Origin of the sequence: Rhizobium pantanalense, from assembly GCF_030182525.1 — a bacterium.
In the GTDB taxonomy this organism is placed as follows: domain Bacteria; phylum Pseudomonadota; class Alphaproteobacteria; order Rhizobiales; family Rhizobiaceae; genus Rhizobium.
The window spans coordinates 31,310-54,907 of sequence record NZ_JAQJCH010000016.1 but is presented as its reverse complement, the minus strand read 5'-3'; the positions used below and the strand labels follow the sequence as shown (position 1 = coordinate 54,907).

Here is a 23,598-nt window from a genome sequence, read left to right as displayed (position 1 = left end):
CCGCGGCCATTCTCTATGCCGGCTGCGTTGTTTCCTCTTCCTTTCCGTGGAAAAAACGCCTATGAACCGGCGACCATGACCCAATTTCGGCTGAGCCACTCGATACGAATTATTGGCCCGGCCTTCCGTGCGCTGTAAGCTGCCGGAAGGTCCGGGTTTTTGGCGTCTCGTTCAAGAGGCGCTTTCCGCCGCCGAAAAATCCCCATATGGCTGCGCCAGTTCCGGCGCAAGACGCCCGAGACACCGAGGCAATTGTCACGACTATGACCGATACCGCTGAAAAGATGGATTACTCCAAGACCCTTTACCTGCCGGAAACCGATTTTCCGATGCGCGCCGGACTGCCGCAGAAGGAGCCGGAGCTGGTGAGGCGCTGGGAGGAGATGAACCTCTATAAGAAGCTGCGCTCTTCCGCCGCCGGCCGCGAGAAATTCGTCCTGCACGACGGCCCTCCTTACGCCAACGGCCATATCCACATCGGCCATGCGCTCAACAAGATCCTCAAGGACGTTATCACCCGCTCATTCCAGATGCGCGGCTATGACAGCAACTACGTCCCCGGCTGGGATTGCCACGGTCTGCCGATCGAGTGGAAGATCGAGGAAAAGTACCGCGAGAAGGGTAAGAACAAGGACGAGGTTCCGGTGAACGAGTTTCGCCAGGAATGCCGTGACTTTGCCGCCGGCTGGATCAAGATCCAATCCGAGGAGTTCAAGCGCTTGGGCATCACGGGCGATTTCGACAATCCCTATCTGACCATGAACTTCCATGCGGAATCCCGCATCGCCGGCGAGCTTCTGAAGATCGCCCGCACGGGTCAGCTTTACCGCGGCTCCAAGCCGGTCATGTGGTCGGTGGTCGAGCGTACGGCTCTGGCCGAAGCCGAAGTCGAATATGCGGATGTCGAGAGCGACATGATCTGGGTCAAGTTCCCGGTGGCCGAAGGTCCGGCTCATCTTGCCGACGCCTTTGTCGTCATCTGGACGACCACTCCCTGGACGATCCCCGGCAATCGCGCGATCGCCTATTCCTCGCGCGTGTCCTACGGCCTCTATGAGGTCACGGAAGCCGCCAATGATTTTGGCCCGCGCCCGGGCGAGAAGCTTGTTTTCGCCGACAAGCTCGCCGCGGAATCCTTCGCCAAGGCAAAGCTGCAGTACAAACGCGTTGGCGATGTGACCGCTGCCGATCTGGCCGCGCTCACCTGCGCTCATCCGCTCGCCTCGCTTGGCTACGATTTCAAGGTGCCGCTGCTCGATGGCGATCACGTCACCGACGATGCCGGTACGGGTTTCGTGCACACCGCACCCAGCCACGGCCGCGAGGACTTTGACGCCTGGATGTCGCACGCACGCGATCTCGAAAAGCGCGGTATCTCCTCCGCCATCCCGTTCCCGGTCGATGATGCAGGCTTCTACACCGCCGATGCCCCGGGCTTCGAAGGTGGCCGCGTCATGGACGATAACGGCAAGAAGGGTAATGCCAACGATCTCGTCATCAAGGCGCTGATCGAGACGAGCACACTGTTTGCGCGCGGCCGGCTGAAGCATTCCTATCCGCATTCCTGGCGCTCGAAGAAGCCGGTCATCTTCCGCAACACGCCGCAGTGGTTCGTCTATATGGACAAGGACTTTGCGGATGGTTCGACGTTGCGTTCGCGGGCGCTGAAGGCGATCGACGACACCCGCTTCGTGCCGGCTGCCGGCCAGAACCGCCTGCGCGCCATGATCGAGCAGCGTCCGGATTGGGTCCTCTCGCGCCAGCGCGCCTGGGGCGTGCCGATCGCGATCTTCGTCGACGAGCAGGGCAACATCCTGCAGGACGATGGCGTCAACGCCCGCATCCTCGAAGCTTTCGAGCAGGAAGGCGCCGATGCCTGGTTCGCCGAAGGCGCGCGTGAGCGCTTCCTTGGCGAGAAGGCCAATGAGCCCTGGACGCAGGTCATGGACATCCTCGACGTGTGGTTCGATTCCGGTTCGACCCACACCTTCACGCTGGAGGACCGCCCTGACCTGAAGTGGCCGGCGGATGTCTATCTCGAAGGTTCCGACCAGCATCGCGGCTGGTTCCACTCGTCGCTGCTCGAAAGTGCCGCGACCCGCGGTCGTGCGCCTTACAACACCGTCGTCACCCATGGCTTCACCATGGACGAGCAGGGTCGCAAGCAGTCGAAATCGCTCGGCAATGTCGTTGCCCCGCAGGATGTGATGAAGGATGCCGGCGCCGACATCCTGCGCCTCTGGGTCATGACCACGGACTACTGGGAAGATCAGCGCCTGGGCAAGGCCATCATCCAGACCAATGTCGATGCCTATCGCAAGCTGCGCAACACCATCCGCTGGATGCTCGGCACCCTGGCGCACGACAAGGGCGAAGTGATTGCCTATGCCGACATGCCGGAGCTGGAGCAGCTGATGCTGCACCGTCTCGCCGAACTCGACGAGCTGGTGCGCGAAAGCTACGACGCCTTCGATTTCAAGCGCATTGCCCGCGCTCTGATCGATTTCGCCAATGTCGAGCTGTCGGCCTTCTATTTCGACGTTCGCAAGGATGCGCTCTACTGCGATGCGCCGTCGAGCCTGCGCCGCCGTGCCGCCCTCGCCGTCATCCGCACGATCTTCGACTGCATGGTGACGTGGCTGGCGCCGATGCTGCCTTTCACCACGGAAGAGGCGTGGCTCTCCCGCAATCCCTCCGCGGTCTCCGTTCATCTCGAGCAGTTCGTCACCGTTCCGGCCGAGTGGAAGAACGAGGGGCTGGCCGAGAAGTGGAAGAAGATCCGCGCCGTGCGCAGCGTCGTCACTGGCGCGCTGGAAATCGAGCGCAAGGACAAGCGCATCGGCTCGTCGCTGGAAGCTGCCCCGGTCGTTTACATCGCCGATCCAGAGCTGCTGAAGGTGCTCGAAGGCCAGGACTTCTCGGAAATCTGCATCACCTCCGGTATCACCGTCCTTGGCGAACAGGGGCCTGCGGATGCCTTCCGCCTTGATGACGATGCCAAGGTCAGCGTCGTTCCGAAGCTCGCGGAAGGCCGAAAGTGCGCCCGTTCCTGGCGCATCACGACGGATGTCGGCTCCGATCCGGAATATCCGGATGTCTCGGCGCGCGACGCTGCGGCGCTGCGCGAACTTGCCGCTGTCAACTGAAGAAAATTGCCGGGTGAATTGCCTTTGCGGCGTTCATCCGGTAAAAGCTGCCTGAAAATGGCCCGATTTTTACGGCAGTTGCCGTGAAATGGGGTCCTGTTACGTTTATTCCGGCATGGCTGGGAAGGGTTTTCATGAGAGCGATGCATAAGGTTCGTGTCGGCGTCAGCTTGGCGGCACTTGTGGTTGGCTGCGGCGCGATGTCCGGTTGCCTTAGCAGCCCGACTTACGGCACCGACAAGACGGCCGGCGTTCAGCTCCTCGATGACCTCGGCGATATCGCCTCCGTTTCTGCCGCGACGCCGAAGGACAAGGGCGTAAAATACCCGAACAGACCCGGCTTGGTTGTCGCTGGTGACAAGAACACCCTGACTCAGCCGCAGCAGTCGCTGGCCAGCAAGGACAACCCGGCCTGGCTGGAATCGCCGGAAGATGCCCGCAAGCGCCTTGCCGCAGAAGCCGACGAGAAGAAGAACGATGTCAACTATCGCTCGCCGCTGGCTCAGGCCGACAGCGCCAAGAACCATCTGAGCGAAGCGCAGCAGACGGCTGCCTATCGCGCCGCCCGTCAGGACCAGGCCGGCACCTATATCGATCAACGTCGCTATCTGATCGACCCGCCTCAGCAATATCGCCAGGTATCCGATCAGGCTGCTTTGAACGATCTCGGCACGCCTGAGTCGAAGAAGGAAAAGAAGCGCAAGAAGGATGCCGAGGCTGCGCAGCAGACCAACAACAGCAGCTGGTGGAAGCCTTTCCAGTAAAAAGATTTCAAGGCGGCGGCAGCTGCATAATTCCTTAAATCGGAATCGATTTAAGGGAAAATTATGCAGAATTTTAAAGTGTTACAGCGTCGCGTGTCTTGAAAGACGCGCGACGCTGTAAACCGCCGCTTTTCAGTCTTCGGAGCGTTTCGCTTGGAAGAAGCCTCTGAGGATGTCGGCGGATGCGGTTTCGCCGAGGCCGGAATAGACCTCCGGCGCATGGTGGCAGGTTGGCTGACGATAGAAGCGCACGCCATTGTCGACACCGCCGCCCTTCGGATCTTCGGCACCATAATAGAGCCGGCGGATGCGCGCGAAGGAAATGGCAGCGGCGCACATGGTGCAGGGTTCCAGCGTCACATAGAGATCGGCGCCCGCAAGACGTTCCTGGCCCAGCTCCTTGCAGGCCAGGCGGATGGCGACGATTTCGGCATGTGCGGTGACGTCGTTGAGCTCACGGGTGCGGTTGCTGGCAGTGGCGATGACCTTGTTGTCGAGCACGACTACGGCGCCGATCGGCACTTCGCCACGCTCTCCGGCACGGCGCGCTTCGGCCAAAGCAAGCTCCATGAATTGATTTGTAGCCGCCATTCAAGTTTTTCCACTTAACCGCAAGGGCGTGACCTGATAGGAACACGCGTTAAAAATTCAGGCAAACAACAAATGACGATGAATGACAAGCCCAAGCGGCCTGGGTCTAAACCCTTTGCTGGCGACAAGAAGACGGTAAAACGAGATGGCGCGAAGCCTGCGAAGGTCGCAGCCGTCAAAGCTGCGGACGAGAGCGCGGTCGAGGATGGAAAGGCCGAGCGCATTTCCAAGGTGATGGCGCGCGCCGGCGTGGCCTCGCGCCGCGATATCGAACGCATGATCCTGGATGGCCGCGTGAAGCTGAACGGCGTGCTCCTCGATACGCCCGTGGTCAATGTGACCCTCGCCGACAAGATCGAAGTCGATGGCGTGCCGATCCGCGGCATCGAGCGCACGCGTCTGTGGCTCTATCACAAGCCGGCAGGCCTCGTGACCACTAATGCCGATCCGGAAGGGCGTCCGACCGTTTTCGACAACCTGCCGGAAGAGCTGCCGCGCGTCCTGTCGATCGGCCGTCTCGACATCAACACCGAGGGTTTGCTGCTGCTGACCAATGACGGCGGTCTTGCCCGCGTTCTGGAATTGCCAACCACCGGCTGGCTGCGCCGCTACCGCGTCCGCGCCCATGGCGAGATCGATCAGGAAGCGCTCGACAAGCTGAAGGAAGGCATTGCCGTCGACGGCGTGCTTTACGGCTCGATCGATGCAACGCTCGACCGTACGCAGGGTTCCAACGTCTGGATCACCATGGGCCTGCGCGAAGGCAAGAACCGCGAAATCAAGAACGTGCTCGGCGCGCTCGGCCTCGAGGTCAATCGCCTGATCCGCATCTCCTATGGCCCGTTCCAGCTCGGCGAGCTGCCGGAAGGCCACGTGCTAGAGGTGCGCGGCCGTACGCTGCGCGACCAGCTCGGTCCCCGCCTGGTCGAGGATGCCAAGGCGAATTTCGATGCGCCGCTCTATAACGCCCCGGCCGTTGCCGAGCCCGAAGAGGCGGATACCAAGCCGGCTCGTACGGCCAAGGAAGAGCGCCCGCGCCGCGAGCGTCCCGAGGACAAGCGCGAGCGTGCGCTGAGCCGCCTCGATACCAAACGCGATTCCAAGCGTGACGATCGTCGTGATGGTGGTCACAAGGATGATGATCGCGCGAAGCGCCAGCCGCTCGGCCCACGCCGCAGCGCCAATGTCTGGATGGCACCAGGCGCCCGCCCGCTCGGTGAAAAGGCGGCAGCGAAGGCCGCCAAGAATGCAAAGACCGCCTCTCGCCGTGGCGAGATTGAACGCCCGCAGCGCAGCGGCTTCGACCGTCCGGACGAAGGCCTGCGCGTCCGTATCAATCGCGTCGACGAGGGTGATGGCGAATGGATCCGTTCGAGCGAGGAAGCTCCGCGCCGCTCGCGTGGCGACGACGAGGGCTTCGATCGTAAGCGCTCGCGCGGCGACCGCCCTCAGGGTGACCGTCCCGCCCGCGGCGATCGACCGTTTGGTGACCGTCCTCGCGGAGAGCGCGGCTCGCGGTCTGAGGGTGGCGATCGTCCTCGTGCGAAATCCTTCCAGGGCGAAGCCCGCTCCGAGCGTTCATTCGGAGATCGGCGCGCGCGTGGCGACCGGCCTTTCGGTGACAAACCCCGTGGCGACCGGCGCCCGCGCGCCGAGGGAGACGAGCGTCCGCGTAGCAAATCTTTCGGCGGCGAACAGCGCTCCGAACGCCCCCGCGGCGCTCGCCCACAGGGGGATCGTCCGTTTGGTGATCGCCCGCCGCGTGGTGACCGACCATTCGGTGATCGCCCGCAAGGCGAACGCTCCTTCGGCGATCGGCCGGCAGGCAAGCCTTTTGGCAAGAAGCCAGGCGGCGGCAAATCCTTTGGCGGCAAGTCGGGTGGAAACCCCGGTGGTTCGCGCGGCTTTGGCGGCAAGCCCGGTGGCGCAGGGCGCCCATCCGGCGGTTCTGGGCGGGGTGGCCCCGGCAGGGGCGGTCCCAAGGGCGGCAGGGGCTGACGCGCGGTGAGGATCGTCGGCGGTGAGTTTCGCGGTCGCTCGCTTGCAACGCCGAAGTCGAACGACATTCGTCCGACGGCGGATCGCACGCGCGAAAGCCTGTTCAACATTCTGAACCACGCCTATCCGGAAGCCATCGACGGCACGCGGATGATGGATGTGTTTGCCGGCACCGGCGCCGTCGGGCTGGAAGCAGCTTCACGGGGCTGCCGCCATGTGCTCTTCGTGGAAAGCAGCGTCGAGGGTAGGGGGCTTCTCTGGGAAAACATCGATGCCCTCGGCTTGCACGGCCGCACGCGCATGCTGCGGCGCGATGCGACGGATCTCGGCAGCGTCGGCAATCTCGAACCTTTCGATTTTCTCTTCGCCGATCCGCCATACGGCAAGGGGCTGGGCGAGAAGGCTTTCGCGGCTGCCGCCGCCGGTGGCTGGCTGGTGCTGGGCGCTCTGGCGATCCTCGAGGAGCGCGCCGATGTCACAGTTGCCGCGCCATCGGATTTCCTGTTTCTGGAGGAGCGAACCTTCGGCGACAGCAAGATGCATTTCTTCCGTTACCAGCCGCTGGCGGCCTGACGGAGGAGGAGAACAATATGGGCGATTATGCTGATTTCGTCGGCAGCGACTATCCGCTCGCCGCCTCCGGCACGCCGACCGTCGCAGTCGCTTTCGGCTGCGGCGGTGCGCGCGGTCTCGCCCATATTCATATCATAGAGGCGCTGGACGAGCTCGGTATCCGCCCCGTCGCCATAGCAGGCTCCTCTATCGGCTCGATCATGGGCGCCGCTATGGCCGTCGGCATGAGTGGCGCTGAGATCCGCGACTATACGCTGGCAACCGTCGGTAATCGCCCGGCCGTTCTCAACAAAATCTGGAGCCTGCGGCCGGTCAGCATGCGCAGCATCCGCTTCGGTCAGTTCAATCTCGAACGCATTCTGCGCACCTTCCTGCCGTCGGCCATCCCGGAAAGCTTTTCCGAGCTGCACATTCCGCTGAAGGTGGTCACGACCGATTATTACGACCAGGCGGAGGTCGTCATCGAGAAGGGTGAGCTCTTCCCCGTGCTCGCCGCCTCTGCCGCCATTCCCGCCGTGTTCATGCCCGTCAAGCTCGGAGACCGCGTGATGATCGACGGCGGCATCATGAATCCGGTTCCCTATGAACATCTGGCCGGTCTTGCCGATATCATCATCGGCATCGACGTCGTCGGCGGGCCGGAAGGCAGCGGCCGACAGGTTCCGAACCGCATCGAGAGCCTGTTCGGCGCCGGTCAGCTGACCATGCAGTCCAACATTGCCCTGAAGCTGCGCCTGCAGGCGCCGCAAATCTTCCTGCGCCCCGCCGTCGGCCGCACCGGCGTCCTCGATTTCCTGAAGGCACGCGATATCCTCGCCATGTCGGCCGGCGTCAAGGACGAGCTGAAATTCGCCCTCGACCGGGTGATAACCGCGAAGAATTAGTATCCGCCTATAAGCTGCTGGCTGTGCTTACTCCAGGACCGCGCAAACGAAGCGACTAAGCCCGCTCCGGCTCCTCCTGCGGCAGAGCGACGAGATCGTCTGCGTCGCTGTAGCTCTCGGCGGCACGCTTCGGCTTGACCAGCGGTTCTGGCTTGACCGGGCGCGAATAGAGCATGTCTGTCCCGGCCTGCAGGCCTTCGCTCACCTGCAGTACGAGCCTTTGCTCGTCGCGCTTGCGGATATCCTCGCCGATTTCATAGGCCTCGGCTTCGCTGACGCCAAGTGCTTCCAGGGTGCGGCGGCCGAAGAGCAGGCCGGATTCCAGCGTCTCGCGCAGCTCATAATCCACGCCCTTGTGACGCAGTTCGATCGAGTGAATACGATCATAAGAGCGGACGAAAAGGCGCGCATGCGGATAATCCGTCTGCACGAGTTCGACGATCTTGTCCGTCACCTCGCGCAGATGCGTGCTGACGACGACGATCTTGGCGCGATCGATACCAGCAGAGCGCAGCACGTCCTTGCGGGTGCCGTCGCCGAAATAGATGCGGAAACCGAAGCTCGATGCCTGGCGGATGCGATCGGCGGAGAAATCGATGACAGTGACATCGCGGCCGCCGGCAAGCAGGATCTGTGCGGCGATCTGGCCGAAACGCGAAAAGCCGATCATCAGCACATCGGAACCGGCGCCCTCGAAATCCTCGTCCAGCTCTTCCCGCGTATCGCCCTTCACCAGCCGTTTCGCCAGCGCGGAACTGAGCGGTGTCAGCGCCATCGATAGCGTCACGATGGCGATCAGCATCGATGCCGTGTTCGCCGAGAAAAGATTGCCGCTGGCGCTGGCCGCGCTGAAGAGCACGAAGCCGAATTCGCCGCCTTGCGGCAGCAGTCCGGCGATACGGACAGCATCATTATGCGGCGAGCCTGCTATGCGGCAGAGCGCATAGATTACGACCGCCTTGATGACCATCATCACCGGGACAGCGAGCACGATCATCACCCAGTTGTCGAGGATGACGTCGAGTTTCAGCGACAGGCCGACGGCGATGAAGAAAATGGCGAGCAGCACGCCGCGGAAGGGTTCGATATCCGCTTCCAGCTCATGCCGATAGGAGGATTCCGCCAGCATCACGCCGGAGAGAAAGGCACCCATCGCCATCGAAAGGCCGGCAAGCTGCATCAGCGTTGCCGATCCCATGACCACGAACAGGGCTGCGGCAATCATCGCCTCGCGTGCGCCGGTGCGAGCGATCACCTGGAATAGCGGCGTCAATAGGTAGCGGCCGGCGATGATCATCGCCGCGACCGCGCCGATGGCAATGGCGAGACTCGGCAGGGGATTGGCGGTTTCCTGCGCGCCGTCGAGCACGGTGATCAGCGCCAGCAGCGGCACGATGGCAAGATCCTGCAGCAGCAGCATCGAGAAGGAGCGCTGGCCGTATTTCGTATTGACGTCACCCTGCTGTTCGAGGATCTGCATCGCGAAGGCGGTCGAGGAAAGCGCCAGGCCGAAGCCGATGATGATGCTGCCCTTCCAGCCGGCAATGCCGCCGACATAGGCGGCCACCATCAATGCAAGTCCGCTGAGAACAACCTGCGCCGTGCCGAGGCCGAAAATATCCCGGCGCATCTGCCAGAGGCGGGACGGCTTCAGTTCCAGCCCGATGATGAAGAGCAGGAAGACGACGCCGAGTTCGGCGACGGCGAGCACGGCCTCGCTGTCGCTGATGCTGTGGAGAATAGGCCCGATCACAACGCCTGCGGCGAGATAGCCGAGCACCGTGCCAAGCCCTAGTTTCTTGAAGATCGGCGCCGTGACGACGGCGCCGCCGAGCAGCAGCAGGGTTTCGGTGAAAAGCGTATTGGGGGCGGACATCGTCTGTTTCTTTCCGTGGGGCAGGCGGTGTTGCGGCGCTTGGTCATGATAAACAACCATGCGTGAAGGGATTAGAACAAGAATCGGCTTTGCCGCCCTTGATGCTTTATGTAGTGCACAATAAATGGAACGCGAAGGAAAGGCCAAGTCATGACCTCTGAAATCGATTCCGCCACTCTGCTTTCCCGTGCCAGCCAGCTGATCGACCTCGCCCGGAAAGCCGGTGCGGAAGCGGCCGATGCCGTTGTTGTGCGGTCGAGAGCCCATTCCGTCAGCGTCCGCCTCGGCAAGGTCGAAGGTACGGAATCCTCCGAGAGCGATGACTTTTCCTTGCGGGTGTTTGTCGGCAACCGTGTTGCCAACGTTTCCGCCAATCCAGGCTTCGATCTGAATGCGCTTGCCGAGCGCGCAGTCGCAATGGCCAAGGTTTCGCCGGAAGACCCCTTCGCCTGCCTTGCTGACGATGCCGATCTTGCCAAGAGCTACCCGGATCTCGAACTGTTCGATCCGACCGAAGTTTCCACGGAGCAACTGCGCGAAGCTGCGCTTGCGACCGAAGCCGCGGCGCTCGCTGTTCCGGGCGTCACCAATTCTTCCGGGGCTGGCGCCTCGGCTGGTATGGGCGGCCTCGTGCTCGTCACCTCGCATGGTTTTGCCGGCCACTATATGGGCTCGCGCTTCGGGCGCTCCGTCAGCGTCATTGCTGGTGAAGGCACCGGCATGGAGCGCGACTATGATTTCGACAGCCGCCTCTATTTCACCGATCTTGATGCGGCCGAGGAGATCGGCCGCCGCGCCGGCGAACGAGTCGTCAAACGGCTCAATCCGCGTCAGGTCCCGACGGGCAAGAACGTCACCGTCGTTTTCGATCCGCGCGTCGCCCGCGGCTTCGTCGGCCATATTGCCGGCGCCATCAACGGCGCTTCCGTCGCCCGCAAGACCAGTTTCCTGCGCGACAAGATGGGGCAGCAGGTGCTGAAATCAGGCCTCTCGATCACGGACGATCCGCTGATCGTGCGCGGTCCGTCCTCGCGCCCCTTCGACGGCGAAGGTGTGTCCGGCAAGCGGCTCGTCATGATCGAGGACGGCGTGCTGAAGTCCTGGTTCCTCTCAACAGCGACGGCGCGGGAAATCGGTGGCGGCCTGAAGACCAACGGCCGCGGCGTGCGCGGCGGCACCTCCGTATCGCCAGCCTCCACCAACTTGGCACTGGAGCCCGGCGATATTTCACCCGAGGAACTGATCCGCAATGTCGGAACCGGTTTCTATGTCACCGAGCTGATCGGCCAGGGTGTCAACATGATAACAGGCGAATACAGCCGTGGCGCCACCGGTTTCTGGATCGAGAATGGCGAATTGACCTTCGCGGTTTCGGAGGTGACGATCGCTTCCAACCTGAAGGACATGTTCATGCGTGTGACGCCGGCAAACGACATCGACCGCGATTTCGGTATCGCTGCTCCGACGCTTGCCATTGAGGGCTTGACGCTGGCGGGCCGCTGAGAAACGAGCGGAGATTGGAATTAGTCAATGATCGATAGCAAGGCCGGCCAATTGAGCGACGTGGACCTGATCGTGGGTGCCGCGCTCGAGGCGGGCAAGATCGCTCTCGGTTTCTTCCGGCAATCGCCGGAGGTCTGGTGGAAGAACAACGGCCAGTCCCCTGTCAGTGCCGCCGATTTTGCCGCCAACGAAAGCCTTGCCGCCACGTTGCGCTCGGCGCGTCCGGACTATGGCTGGCTTTCCGAGGAAACCGATGACGATGCCGAGCGGCTGAAGCACGCGACCGTCTTCGTCGTCGATCCGATCGATGGCACAAGGGGCTTTCTCTCCGGCCTCGATCTTTGGTGCGTCAGCGTCGCTGTCGTCACCGATGGGCGGCCCGTGGCGGGCGTTCTCTATGCGCCGGCACTGGACGAGCTCTTCGTGGCGACGGCCGACGGTGAGGCCCTGAAGAACGGCAAGCCGATCCGCGTGTCTCGGAGAGTCGGTGATGACATCCATCGGCTGGCGACCGGCGAGGATATGCTGAAGGGCGTCGATCCGGATTTCCGCAAGATGGTCGAGCGAGTGAAGCACGTGCCGTCGCTCGCCTATCGCCTCGCCATGGTGGCGGACGGCAGGCTGGAGGGAACGATCGTCAAGCGCAACTCGCATGACTGGGATCTCGCCGCCGCCGATCTCATTCTGGAACGGGCCGGGGGCGCGCTTGTGGACCTTTCGGGCAATACCCTCAGCTACAACCGCGCCGAAGTATCGCATGAAGAGCTTTGCGGTGCATCGGCATCGCAATTACCTGAGTTTCTCCGCCAGCTTTCACATCGACGAGACGGTTGACCTTTCGGTCAAAATCCCGCAGATGAAGGGCGGAGGGGGACGATAGCAGAAAGAGACGAAAATGACTGATACCAGCGGCAAAAAGCAGCTCCTGCACCTTGTCTTCGGCGGTGAATTGGAAAGCCTCGAAGAGGTCCAGTTCCGCAACCTCAATGAGCTCGATATCGTCGGCATGTATCCCGATTATGCAAGCGCGTTGACAGCGTGGAAGTCCAAGGCGCAGCAGACCGTTGACAACGCGCATATGCGTTATTTCATCGTCCATCTGCATCGCTTGCTCGATCCGCAGGAAAAAGCGGCATCCTAAGATCGCCTCGCACCAAATTTTGCATTTGATATCTCTATCCGGTACAGCCCCGTCGCTTTAAATCCGGTCATGAAGCAGTATCTTTGACACAATAAGAACGAAAATTCGGCTGTTTATTCGGCCGGTTGACAATCGGGATTTGGCATTGATGGTGATCAGCTGGGATAGGAGGCGAACGAAATGAGTAGCCTCAGGGCGCGTCTTGCCTTGAGCGCCTATCGCTTTGGTGGAATCGCCGTCTATCCGTTCATCGGGCCTTATCTCGCGGTCCGCGCAGCCAAGGGCAAGGAAGATAGCTCCCGCAGGCTGGAGCGCTCGGGTTATGCGAGCGCCAACCGTCCGCAGGGGCCGTTAATCTGGTTCCATGCCGCGAGCGTGGGGGAAACCTCGGCCGTCATTCCGTTGATCCGCGAGATCCGTCGCCGCGACATACACGTCATCCTGACGACGGGCACGATGACCTCGGCCAAGGTTGCGCAGCAACGTCTCGGCGACGAGGTCATCCATCAATACGTGCCGCTCGATCTCAAGCCCGCCATCAAGCGCTTCCTCGACTACTGGCAGCCCGATTGCGCCATTTTTGCCGAATCCGAGATCTGGCCGACGACGATCATGGAGCTTGGCCGCAAGCGAATCCCGCAGATCCTCGTCAATGCCCGCATGTCGGATCGATCCTTTGAACGCTGGAGCCGGCATCTCTCGCTTGCCGAGGCGTTGTTTGAAAATCTGGCGCTTGTCGTGGCCCAGTCTGACCTCGACGCCGAACGCTTCCGCGATCTCGGCGCTTTGCAGGTTCTGAAATCGGGCAATCTCAAGGTGGATACGGACGCGCCGTCCTATGACGCGCCGACGCTTGCCAGCTACATGAAGCAGATCGGCGACCGCAAGACCTGGGCCGCGGTCTCCACTTTCGAGGGCGAGGAGGGTGCTGCAGCCTCCGTCCATTCGATGCTGAAGGAGCATAACGGCCAGCTCACCATCATCGTGCCCCGCCATCCCGAGCGCAGCGACGCGATTGAGGCCATGCTCGCGGAACAGGGTCTCAAAGTGGCGCGCCGCACTCGCAACGATATTCTTTCACCTGATGTCGATGTCTTTCTCGGCGATACCATCGGCGAGATGGGGCTTTATCTGCGGATGACCGAAGTTGCCTTCATGGGCAAGTCGCTGTTCAACGAGGGCGGCCAGAATCCGCTTGAGCCGGCCATGCTCGGTTGCGCGATCCTGACCGGCGGTCATGTCCAGAATTTCCGCGATTCCTATCAGCTGCTCGCCCGGCGTGGCAGCGCCCGCATGGTGCGGGACACCGAGATGCTGGCGCGGGGCGTCCATTATTTGCTCACCAACGACACGGCACGACGCAGCATGATCGACGCCGGCTTTGCTGCCGTGCATGAAATGCGTGGTGCACTGGCAGCAACGGTGAAAGGGCTGGAGCCCTATATCAATCCGCTTTCGGTCAAGGCGCGGCTGATGCCGAAGACGATAGCGAACGGATAAGAAGGGAAGGGCATGACGGCGGCCAAGCTGGGAGCGATTGCGGGCATTCTTTTCGACAAGGACGGCACGTTGCTCGACTATGACCAGAGCTGGCTGCCGGTCAATCGCGAGCTTGCCAGGATCGCCGCTCAAGACGATCCTATCCTTGCCGATCATCTTCTCTCCGCCTGCGGCATGGATCCGATCACCGGCCACATAGTCCCGGACAGCTTGCTCGCTGCCGGCAACACCCGGCAGATTTCCGAAGGACTGGTGGCTGCCGGCTCGAAAGTGGGTGTCGCGGAACTGGTGGAAAAACTCGATGCGCTTTTTGCGCATGCGGCCGATTTCTCCTCGCCTGTCACCGATCTTTCGGCCTTCTTTCGGCGCCTGCATCAGCGTGGCTACAAGCTGGGTGTTGCCTCCAGCGACAATGAGCGCTCCATCCGCCAGACGGCACGCCGCTTCGGCTTCATCGATTATCTCGATTATATCGCCGGCTATGACAGCGGCTTCGGCACGAAGCCAGAGCCGGGCATGGTGCTCGGCTTTTACGCGGCGACTGGTCTTTCGCCCGCACAGGTCGCCGTCGTCGGCGACAACAATCACGATCTCCATATGGGCCGCAACGCCGGTGTTGGCGTGACCGTAGGGGTGCTGACGGGCACCGGCTCGCGCGAGACGCTGACGGCGGCCTCCGACTATTGCCTCAACGACATTACCGAGCTGGAAGGCCTGCTCATGCCCGTGGCGCAATCAGCCTGATCCTGGCAATGGCTTGCTTTTTCACGCAATCTGGCCTTTCTTGCCGCTTTGTTGCAGGCACAGGAATAGGGCTGGATTAGACGCATGGTATCGGAAGCCCCACCCTTCTGGTGGCGAAAGCCGGATTGGCGTGCCTGGGGGCTCTCACCCTTTTCGTTCCTATACGGCCGTATCGCCGGGCATCGCATGGTGAATGGCAAACGGGCTTCCGTGCCGGTGCCTGTTATCTGCGTCGGCAATTTCACGGTCGGCGGCGCCGGCAAGACGCCGACGGCGCTTGCGCTCGCTCAGGCTGCCAAAGCCAAGGGGTTGAAGCCGGGGTTCCTGAGCCGGGGATATGGTGGATCGCTCGATGTCACGACGGTCGTAGATCCCTCGCATCACCACGCCACGGCCGTCGGCGACGAACCGCTGCTGCTTGCCCGCGAGGCGCTGACCGTCATTGCCCGCCGCCGCGCCGATGGTGCGGAAAGGCTGGTGCGCGAGGGAGCAGATCTCATCATCATGGATGACGGTTTCCAGAGCGCGCAGATTGCGATCGACTATGCCCTTGTGGTGGTCGATGCCGGCAGAGGCATCGGCAACGGTCATCTGGTTCCCGGTGGTCCGGTGCGTGCGCCGCTGCGCACGCAGCTCCTCTATGCGTCCGGCCTGCTGAAAGTCGGCGAGGGCACTGCCGCCGATCGCGTCGTGCGTCTTGCGGCAAGGGCGGGGAAGCCCTTCTTTTCTGCAAGCGTCAGAGTGCGTGGGCAGGAGGATTTGCGCGGCCGCAAGGTGCTGGCCTTCGCCGGCATCGCCGATCCGGCCAAGTTCTTTCGCACGGTCGAGACGCTGGGGGCTGAGATCGCCGTCCGGCGCAGCTTCGGCGATCACGAACATCCTGGCGAAGACGACGTCTCCGACATGCTCGACATCGCCTCGCGCGAAGGGCTCGAGATCGTCACCACCTCGAAGGACTACGTGCGCTTGATCGGCCATCATGGCCGGGCCGATGAACTCTTGCGGCGCTGCAGGGTAATCGAGATCGATATGATCTTTGACGATCCGCAGGCTCCGGCCCTGATTATCGACAGGGCTGTTGCAGCCGCCAGAGAGCGTCGCTTGCGGGAAAAGCGCGGCAAACCGGCTTAAAACTAGATCAGCTGCCCAGCGGGAAATCAGCGCTTCTGATTGGGCAGCGCGCCGGCGCGCTTTTCGGCTTCGAGCGAGGTGATGACATCGGCATAAGGCTCTTGCCGGGCAACGCTCCAATAGCGCAGCTCATCGAGCGCGATGTGTTTGCCGGTCATGGCGCAGACGACGTAGGAGCCCGGCATCAGGATCTGAAAATCGCCGTCGAGATAGCGAACTTTCGCCTCGCGGTTTCCATGTCCTTCGAAAAGATTCATCTGATGCCGTCCTTGATCTCTGTCATCTATTTGCCATACCGCACTGCAGCGCCGCGCGTCAAATATGACCCGTAAAGATCGCTGCGGCAGGCGAGACTTTCCTGACTATTATTGCCCGGAAAAGTTCCTTTTGGAAACGGCTGAGGTTAGCTGCGCCCGAACAGTCGTTCGATGTCTGTGAGCTTCAATTCTATATAGGTCGGCCTGCCATGATTGCACTGTCCGGAGCCGGGCGTGGCTTCCATCTGGCGCAAAAGCGCATTCATCTCTTCCGGGCGCAGGCGTCGGCCTGAGCGCACGGAGCCGTGGCAGGCCATGGTTGCCGCGACATATTCCAGCTTGGCGGCAAGGCCAGAGGCGGTATCCCATTCGGCGATCTCATCGGCCAACTGCCGGACGAGACCCTGTGCGTCGACCTCGCCAAGCATGGCCGGCGTTTCCCTTACGGCAACTGCGCCGGGACCGAAGCGTTCGATGGCGAGCCCCAGTTCGCCGAGTTCCTCGGCAAACACCATCAGCCGGTCGCAATCCTCCTCGGGCAGATCGACGATTTCGGGAATGAGCAGGACCTGCGAGGACAGCCGCTTCGAATGCAGGGCCTTGCGCATGGCCTCGAACACCAGCCGCTCATGCGCCGCGTGCTGATCGACGATGACAAGCCCGTTCTCTGTCTGGGCGACGATATAGTTCTCGTGCAGCTGGGCGCGGGCAGCGCCCAGCGGAAAGCGTGCCGGCTCCTCGGCTCGTACTGGTTCCACCGGGGGCGCCACTTCGGCGCGAGCGGTGGGCATGGCAAGCCCCTCGAAGGCGGTCTGCGGTTTTTCGGCAAATCCGTAGCGTGCCGTTGCCGCCGCTCTTTCGTAGGGACGGGATGGCGACGCTTCGGCCGTCCAAGGGGTTGGCGCCGGCGATGGTCGCCAACCCGGCTGAAAGCCGGAACGACCGGCGGTAAACGCCCGCAGCATACCGTCTGCGCCGGTCGTAGCCGCGCGGTCGCCCTCGCGCGCCAGAGCTTCGCGGACGGCGCCGACGATCAGGCCGCGTACGAGACCGGGATCGCGGAAACGCACATCGGATTTCGCCGGATGCACGTTGACGTCGACCAGCGCGGGGTCGAGCGTCAAGGAAAGGACGGCGACAGGATAACGGCCGGAGGGAATGGTCTCCGCATAGGCGCCGCGGATCGCCGAGAGGATCAGCTTGTCCTGCACCGGTCGGCCATTGACGAAGGCATATTGATGCGCGGAGTTGCCGCGGTTGAAGGTCGGCACCCCGGCAAAACCGGTAAGGCTTACATCCTCTCGCACCGCATCGAGCGCGATGGCGTTGTCCTTGAAATCGGCACCCAGAATCTGTGCCATGCGGGCGAGATGATCATCGCCGGTCGCGGGAAATTCCAGCGTCGAGCGGTCAGTGCCTGATAGCACGAAGCGCACGCGCGGAAAGGCAATCGCCATGCGCTTGACGACCTCGGTGATCGCGGCCGCCTCCGCCTTTTCGGTCTTCAGGAATTTCAGCCGCGCCGGCGTCGCAAAGAACAGGTCGCGCACCTCGACGATCGTGCCCGGATTGGCGGCCGCTGGGCGCAGATGCAGAACCTTGCCGCCGGCGACCGCGATCTCGGCGCCACCGGCCGCACCCACTCTGCGGCTTGCGATCGAAAGCTTCGCCACTGAGCCGATGGAGGGCAGGGCCTCGCCGCGGAAGCCGAGGGTGCGGATATCCTCCAGCGTGTCGGAAATCTTCGAGGTGCAGTGGCGGCGAACTGCGAGCTCCAGATCCGCCTCTTCCATGCCGGAACCGTTGTCGGTCACCCTCAGCAGTGTCTTGCCGCCGCCAGCGGTCGCGATCTCGATGCGGGTCGCACCGGCATCGAGCGCGTTTTCGATCAGTTCCTTGGCGGCGCTCGCCGGGCGTTCGATGACTTCGCCGGCTGCGATCTGGTTGATCAGGGTCTCGGAAAGTTGCTTGATGGCCATGGCTGCATTCTCGTGGATTCGCGGCGGCGAGGGAAGAGGGAAGGCGACTTTGCGGCCTCGATCCACCCGTTTACCTTGGGGGCTTTGTTAAGAAATTTAATCAATGTTTAAGGGAATGATGACAGGTTGCGGAGACAGAACTTGAAATGACCGTAGGTGGCGCGTTTCGTGCATGCTGACGGCTCTTGATGGCAGGTTGGTGGCCATCAGTCAAAATGAGCCAGGTGCCATCTGCTTCAAGTGCCAAGGCCAGCATGCAACTTCCATGAAACCGCCTTGCAGAGCGAATGCCGCTTTGTCGATTTGCCGTGTTGTGAAACTGGCTGAGTGTAGGAATCCGACGAATGACTGCCGAGATTGAAAAGGCAGCTTTGGCAATGATGACGGCTGATGCCCCTTTCGGCGGCAGTCTGCAGACGATGTTCTTCGATGCCTTTTGCGATGGTCTTTCCAGCGCCTTTTTCGCCTACGATAAGAACGACCTCTTGCTGTTTGCCAGCCGGCAGGTTCTGAACTTCTTCCCGATTGAACCGGAATTCCTGCAACCCTCCACGCGACTGCGGGATTTTCTGAGCGCCGTCTTCGACACGGGCGTACGCTATCAGCGCCACCAGACCAAAACGGCCGCCAATCGCGACGATTGGATATCGCAGCGCATAGCCACCCATTGGCGCGAACGCTACGAGACGACTGAGCATTTCACCGACGACCGCTGGGTGCGCATCCTTAACCGACGACTATCCTCGGGCATCGGTTTCTGCATCATTTCCGATGTTTCCGAAGTCAGGAAACGCGAAGAGCAATGGCGCATCGATATGGAGCGTGTGCAGCTAACCGAGGATATCCTCGACAACTTGCCCTTTCCGGTTTTCGTCAAGGACCAGAACCTAGTCTACGTCGCGGTCAACAGGGCGTTCTGCGAGAAATACCAGACGGCAGCGGACGAAGTGCGCGGCCGCAAGAGCATCGATATTTTCTCCACCGATCTCGCCAACCGTTTCCATGAGAGCGACCGGCATGTGATCGAGACCGGCGAAATGTCGATCTCGCGGCAGCGCCAGATCGCCCGCGACGGCGTCGAGCGCGACATCGTCACCCGCAAGCAGCGGATCGGCAAGCCGGGCCGCCATTTTCTGGTCTGCACCATGCAGGACCTGCCCAAAGATGGCGGCGACTTCGACGAGTTTGCGATGGCGTCGAGCATTCGGGAAAACAGTGATCGCTCCTATCGCCGCGCCTACGTTCCGATGGTCGCGCTGCAGACCATTTCGCGCCGTCCGGCGGCGATGGAGACCTTCGTTCCGGAGAATTTCAGCGGCCGCAAGGTACTGGTGGTCACGCCGGATTTCGCTGCCGAAGCGGCGGCTCTGAAGACGCTCGAGAAATACGGCTTCGAAGCCTGCGTCGTTCACAACGAGAACGAAGAAGCGGCGTTTCTGGACGTGGCAAGCGCGCATGGCGTCAAGATCGATCTTGTCATCGTCGACAATCAGCTCGGCAAGCGCGGGATTGAGCTGGCCGAGCGGCAGAACCTAGCCGCGTTGTCGCTGAACGGATCGCAGCTGGCAACCGAGCTTGCCTTCCTGATCGCGCGCCATTTCAATCGCAACATCCGTGGCGAGCCTGGAAAGAGCACGGAGCCGGGGCTTGCGCCCGAATGGCGGCGTGCGACCGGCGAGGAGCGCCGTGCGCAGATCCTGGTCGCTGAAGACAATGATATCAACCAGATCGTCTTCTCGCAGATCCTTGAGGGCTTGGGATACAGCTATGTGATCGCCGCAAGCGGTGACGAGGCGGTGCGCCTGTGGCAGGAGCATCGTCCGGAACTGATCCTGATGGATATTTCGCTGCCGGGGCTTAACGGTTTTGAGTCTACCCGGCTGATCCGCGGTGCGGAAAAGGGCAGCGGCACCCATACCCCAATCATCGGCGTCCTGACCCAGGCTTTCGAGCGGGACCGCAAGGAATGCGCTGATGTCGGCATGGACGACGTCATCCTGAAACCGGTTAGTCCCGATATCATCGAGACGGTATTTCAGAAGCATATGCGCGGCGCCCTTAAGGCGCAAAATAGATAAATGTTACAATGATATCACCACCGACGGCAACTTATCGCTGACGCCGAATGACTGTCGTCCTTGGCATCCTTTGTTAAGACTTCCTCGGCATGCTTTTCCCCCGGGTGGAGAAAAGGCCGGAACCAAATATGAAATCGATTGAGATGCTGCCGGGGCCAGCCAATCAGGAGCCGCAGGCAATCGCTTATACCGATCCGCTCACCGGGTTGGGCAATCGCCATCGCATGCGCGAGCGTGCGCGCGCGCTTTCGCTTGAGCGCGCCGGCGATCCCGCACCCTTTACGATCGGCATCGTCAATCTCGATGCCTTCAAGCCGATCAACGACCTGTTCGGCGTCGAGGCGGGCGATGAGATCCTCTGCCAGGTTGCTCATCGTCTCAAGGCCTGCATACCCGACGGCGCACTGGTGACGCGTCATGACGGCGATGAATTCGCCTTTGTGCTGCCGCTTGTCTTCGAACGCGTCGGCGCCGAGAAATTCGGGCAGATGATCCGCGAAGTGCTGTCGGCGCCCTATGATCTCGGCGATCGCAATGTCCGCCTTTCCGCATCCTTCGGCTTTGCCATTCATCCTTTCGCCGGAGAAGAGTTCGACGATCTCCTGAAAAATGCGGATACGGCGCTCTATCGCTCCAAGCGTCGCGGCCGCGGCCAGATTACCGTCTATTCCAGAGAGATTGCGCAGGAGATGAAGCGTGCGACGCAGCTGGAGCAGGCGCTGCGCAACGCCATCATTTCCGATGCCATCGACGTACACTTCCAGCCGATCGTCTCGCTTGCCAACAATATGGTTCTCGGTTTCGAGGCCCTCGCGCGCTGGAACGATCCGGATCTAGGCTTTGTCTCACCGGCGGTCTTCGTGCCGCTTGCCGAGGAACGAGGCTTTATCGATGCGCTATCCGAAACGCTGCTGCGAAAGGCGGCGGAGGCGGCGCTCTCGTGGCCGCGCGAACTGTTTCTGTCCTTCAATCTCTCCTCTGCGCAGCTGATGGATCCTGGCACCAGCAGCAGCGTTCTCGCCATCCTGACGCGCGCCGGTCTGGACCCGCACCGCCTCGAACTCGAAATCACGGAAACGGCGGTCATGAGCTCGGCCGATACGGCCCATCGCATCATCGCCGATCTTCGAGCTGTCGGCGTGCGCATCTCTCTCGATGATTTCGGCACCGGTCAGTCCAGCCTCGGGCGCTTGCGCGAATTCATCTTCGACAAGGTGAAGATCGATCGGGCCTTCGTCTCGCGCATGAATTCGGACAGGGCCTCCGAACATATCATCAAGGCTGTTCTTGCCATGTGCGAAGGGCTTGAACTGCGTGTGGTCGCGGAAGGTATCGAGGACCATGCTGAAGCGGCGAAGCTGAAGGCACTGGGCTGTGCTATGGGGCAGGGCTATTATTTTGGAAAGCCGGTCGATAGCGCTGCGACGCTTCGCTACCTGCAGACCCATTATTTCGATCTCAGCCACGAACGCGAAATTGCCTAAGCCTAAAAAGCAAGGTGAAGAATGGTCAAGAAAGCGGCGGCCGAGAAGGCCGCCGCTTCTGTATTTCGTCCAACCTTTGTCGATAGTTACTTGTTGGTGGTCGACGAAGTCGTAGTATTGTCAGTGGCCGGCATTGTCGACGTGCCGGACGATTGAGCCGCCTTTTCGGAAGCCTGCATCGACAGGGTCTTGAACTCTGGGGCAGCCTTCAGGGAATCGGCCGTTTCAGTCGTCGTCAGTTTCACCGTCCCGTCCTGCGGGTTCTGGGTCGCGCTGATCTTATCGAACGGAACGGCGACGTTTTTCTGGCCCATGCCAAGGAAACCGCCGACGCCGACGACTGCAGCGACGACGCCACCCTGCTTCTGCAGGATCAGGTCGTTGATGCTGCCGATACTTTCGTTCTGACCATTATAGACCGACTGGCCCATATAGGTCTTGGCGCTAATCTGATCGGCGGACTGCGTGGTCAGATAGCCAGCCTGGCCACCCGTCGAGGGGGCAGGAGCCTGGGCGCTTTGCGGTGCTGCCGAGCTATCAGGTTTGGTGGCATCCGGCGTTGCCGGCGCGCTTTGCGTCACCGGCGCATTATTGCCAGCGCCACCATTTGATGGCTGTTGCGCTTGGGCAAAAGCCATCGGTGAAAGCACGGACGCCGTAGCAAAGATGGCGCCTGCTGCAACGGAAGTGAAGAGTTTCCCAGTCATCGTGAACCTACCTTTCATTCTGATGGGCATGCTTCGTCATACGCGCATGCTTACCAGCGCGAGTGGAACTTTTGTGCTGCCGGCCGTTATCGTGCCGGTCCTAGAAGCAATGGCTCAGGGAGGTTTTGGTTCCGTCAAAAGTTGCAGAAAATTGCTTCACTCAGCTCGGAAGCAAAAGGAATATGTCGGAAAATCAATAGCTACGGGTTCAAAAAACAACCAGAAAGATTATTAGGACCGCAAAACGATCCAACTCAGATTTCAATTTTTTCCGAGGCCTGACGTGTCTTGCGCCTCACTTGACCCATCAAAATAATACCGCCCTCAGCGAGATTGGCTGAAGGCGGCATTCAATCAGAGCTTGTATGGAGGGTCGAAAACGCCCTTGACCGTCAGGCCAAGTTCCAGAAGGGCACCCGCCTGCGGCTGCATCGAGCGTGCCTCCTCATCCAAGCCTTCCCAGGCAGTCGTCACGGCCAGCCGGTCCGCGTTCTTGCCGATGAAGGCCGGGCAGGACGGCTGCATTGCGGGCACGCGATACCGCTCGATGCGCAGGCCGTCCGGGCTGTATTTGTCGACGAAGCCGGAGCCCCATCGCGCATTCCATATATAGCCGTCCGCGTCGCAGACCGAACCGTCAAGGCCGCCAGGATCTTCCATGCTGTCGACCATCACGATCGGCTCGCCGGTCGGGAGCCCCGTCTCGGGGTCGACGAGCACGCGCATCAGCTGGCTGACGCGGGTATCGGTGAAATAGCCGATCGTGCCATCGGGCGAGAAGCAGATGGAATTCGGAATGCTGATCTGGTCGAAGATCTTCGTAACCTTGCCGCCGGCGACATGATAGATCGCGCCTGCCTGCATCTCGGCGCGCTTGCCCATGGTGCCGATCCAGAGCGAACCGGAAATATGCGTGCGTCCGTCATTGGAGCGGTTTTCAGGCTTGTCTGCTTCGATGGCCGTATAGAAGCTCAATTCGCCGGTTGCGATATCACGCAGGAACAGTCCCTGCTCGGTGGCGATCATCTGCCGCTCCGCATCGACGCGAGCCAGCACGCTTGCCATCATCGGCAGCTCGTGAACCTGTTTCTTTCCGGTCGGCAGGTGCAGTTCGTGCAGTTCCTTGCCAAGGATGTTGAACCACCAGACAGTGTCCGTATCAGGGTCGTAGGTCGGGCCTTCTCCCAGGACGGAGGACGTGTTGCAGAGAATATTGCCCTGGAAATCATGAATATCGGTCAT

At 61.3% G+C, this 23,598-nt stretch carries 19 protein-coding genes; 13 read left to right on the top strand and 6 right to left on the bottom strand.

What is annotated here, in order from left to right; translation table 11 throughout:
- Positions 1 to 263 precede the first annotated feature (263 nt).
- A complete protein-coding gene (ileS, locus tag PH558_RS30465) occupies positions 264 to 3,146 on the top strand; it encodes an isoleucine--tRNA ligase (protein WP_285208177.1) in 2,883 nt (960 codons plus the stop codon).
- A gap of 134 nt (positions 3,147 to 3,280) precedes the next feature.
- Complete coding sequence (locus PH558_RS30460; RefSeq protein ID WP_095434063.1) at positions 3,281 to 3,910, top strand: hypothetical protein; 630 nt, start codon at positions 3,281 to 3,283, stop codon at positions 3,908 to 3,910.
- Between the two features lie 132 nt (positions 3,911 to 4,042).
- On the opposite strand, the gene PH558_RS30455 is transcribed toward PH558_RS30460, so the two are convergent.
- Complete coding sequence (locus tag PH558_RS30455; RefSeq protein ID WP_285208115.1) at positions 4,043 to 4,501, bottom strand: nucleoside deaminase; 459 nt, start codon at positions 4,499 to 4,501, stop codon at positions 4,043 to 4,045.
- A gap of 72 nt (positions 4,502 to 4,573) precedes the next feature.
- Here PH558_RS30455 and PH558_RS30450 point away from each other — a divergent pair, with 72 nt between their 5' ends.
- The 3 genes from PH558_RS30450 to PH558_RS30440 are packed head-to-tail and all read left to right on the top strand — an operon-like array spanning position 4,574 to position 7,956.
- Positions 4,574 to 6,499, top strand: a complete 1,926-nt coding sequence (locus PH558_RS30450; protein WP_285208114.1) for a pseudouridine synthase — start codon at positions 4,574 to 4,576, stop codon at positions 6,497 to 6,499.
- A gap of 6 nt (positions 6,500 to 6,505) precedes the next feature.
- A complete protein-coding gene (rsmD, locus tag PH558_RS30445; RefSeq protein WP_285208113.1) occupies positions 6,506 to 7,072 on the top strand; it encodes a 16S rRNA (guanine(966)-N(2))-methyltransferase RsmD in 567 nt (188 codons plus the stop codon).
- Positions 7,073 to 7,089: 17 nt separating this feature from the next.
- Positions 7,090 to 7,956: a patatin-like phospholipase family protein gene (locus tag PH558_RS30440; RefSeq protein WP_285208112.1), complete on the top strand. Its 867-nt coding sequence runs from the start codon at positions 7,090 to 7,092 to the stop codon at positions 7,954 to 7,956.
- Positions 7,957 to 8,011: 55 nt separating this feature from the next.
- On the opposite strand, the gene PH558_RS30435 is transcribed toward PH558_RS30440, so the two are convergent.
- Positions 8,012 to 9,832, bottom strand: a complete 1,821-nt coding sequence (locus tag PH558_RS30435) for a monovalent cation:proton antiporter-2 (CPA2) family protein (protein ID WP_285208111.1) — start codon at positions 9,830 to 9,832, stop codon at positions 8,012 to 8,014.
- 150 nt (positions 9,833 to 9,982) lie between these two features.
- Between PH558_RS30435 and PH558_RS30430 the strand changes: the two genes are divergently transcribed.
- From PH558_RS30430 to lpxK, 6 genes are all read left to right on the top strand, one after another.
- On the top strand, positions 9,983 to 11,335 hold the full coding sequence (locus PH558_RS30430; RefSeq protein ID WP_095434068.1) for a TldD/PmbA family protein: 1,353 nt from the start codon (positions 9,983 to 9,985) through the stop codon (positions 11,333 to 11,335).
- 27 nt (positions 11,336 to 11,362) lie between these two features.
- A complete protein-coding gene (locus tag PH558_RS30425; RefSeq protein WP_285208110.1) occupies positions 11,363 to 12,169 on the top strand; it encodes a 3'(2'),5'-bisphosphate nucleotidase CysQ in 807 nt (268 codons plus the stop codon).
- Positions 12,170 to 12,230: 61 nt separating this feature from the next.
- A complete protein-coding gene (locus tag PH558_RS30420; RefSeq protein ID WP_092709484.1) occupies positions 12,231 to 12,476 on the top strand; it encodes a DUF4170 domain-containing protein in 246 nt (81 codons plus the stop codon).
- Positions 12,477 to 12,656: 180 nt separating this feature from the next.
- Positions 12,657 to 13,976, top strand: a complete 1,320-nt coding sequence (waaA, locus tag PH558_RS30415) for a lipid IV(A) 3-deoxy-D-manno-octulosonic acid transferase (protein WP_285208109.1) — start codon at positions 12,657 to 12,659, stop codon at positions 13,974 to 13,976.
- A gap of 12 nt (positions 13,977 to 13,988) precedes the next feature.
- Positions 13,989 to 14,720 (top strand): HAD family hydrolase, encoded by a 732-nt coding sequence (locus PH558_RS30410; RefSeq protein ID WP_285208108.1) that lies wholly within the window; start codon positions 13,989 to 13,991, stop codon positions 14,718 to 14,720.
- Between the two features lie 84 nt (positions 14,721 to 14,804).
- Entirely contained in the window at positions 14,805 to 15,851 is a 1,047-nt protein-coding gene (lpxK, locus tag PH558_RS30405) for a tetraacyldisaccharide 4'-kinase (protein WP_285208107.1), read from the top strand.
- A 26-nt stretch (positions 15,852 to 15,877) separates the two neighbouring features.
- On the opposite strand, the gene PH558_RS30400 is transcribed toward lpxK, so the two are convergent.
- Positions 15,878 to 16,108, bottom strand: a complete 231-nt coding sequence (locus tag PH558_RS30400; protein WP_069612411.1) for a DUF2093 domain-containing protein — start codon at positions 16,106 to 16,108, stop codon at positions 15,878 to 15,880.
- A gap of 146 nt (positions 16,109 to 16,254) precedes the next feature.
- The gene (mutL, locus tag PH558_RS30395; RefSeq protein ID WP_285208106.1) at positions 16,255 to 18,087 is read right to left on the bottom strand and encodes a DNA mismatch repair endonuclease MutL; all 1,833 of its coding nucleotides are present in this window, start codon (positions 18,085 to 18,087) and stop codon (positions 16,255 to 16,257) included.
- Between the two features lie 344 nt (positions 18,088 to 18,431).
- Between mutL and PH558_RS30390 the strand changes: the two genes are divergently transcribed.
- The gene (locus PH558_RS30390) at positions 18,432 to 20,165 is read left to right on the top strand and encodes a response regulator (RefSeq protein ID WP_483314211.1); all 1,734 of its coding nucleotides are present in this window, start codon (positions 18,432 to 18,434) and stop codon (positions 20,163 to 20,165) included.
- 128 nt (positions 20,166 to 20,293) lie between these two features.
- Positions 20,294 to 21,649, top strand: coding sequence for a putative bifunctional diguanylate cyclase/phosphodiesterase (locus tag PH558_RS30385; RefSeq protein WP_285208105.1), 1,356 nt, complete (start codon positions 20,294 to 20,296; stop codon positions 21,647 to 21,649).
- A gap of 86 nt (positions 21,650 to 21,735) precedes the next feature.
- Here PH558_RS30385 and PH558_RS30380 read toward each other — a convergent pair whose 3' ends face one another.
- On the bottom strand, positions 21,736 to 22,356 hold the full coding sequence (locus PH558_RS30380; protein ID WP_285208104.1) for a PRC-barrel domain-containing protein: 621 nt from the start codon (positions 22,354 to 22,356) through the stop codon (positions 21,736 to 21,738).
- A gap of 354 nt (positions 22,357 to 22,710) precedes the next feature.
- Positions 22,711 to 23,598, bottom strand: coding sequence for an SMP-30/gluconolactonase/LRE family protein (locus tag PH558_RS30375; protein ID WP_095434077.1), 888 nt, complete (start codon positions 23,596 to 23,598; stop codon positions 22,711 to 22,713).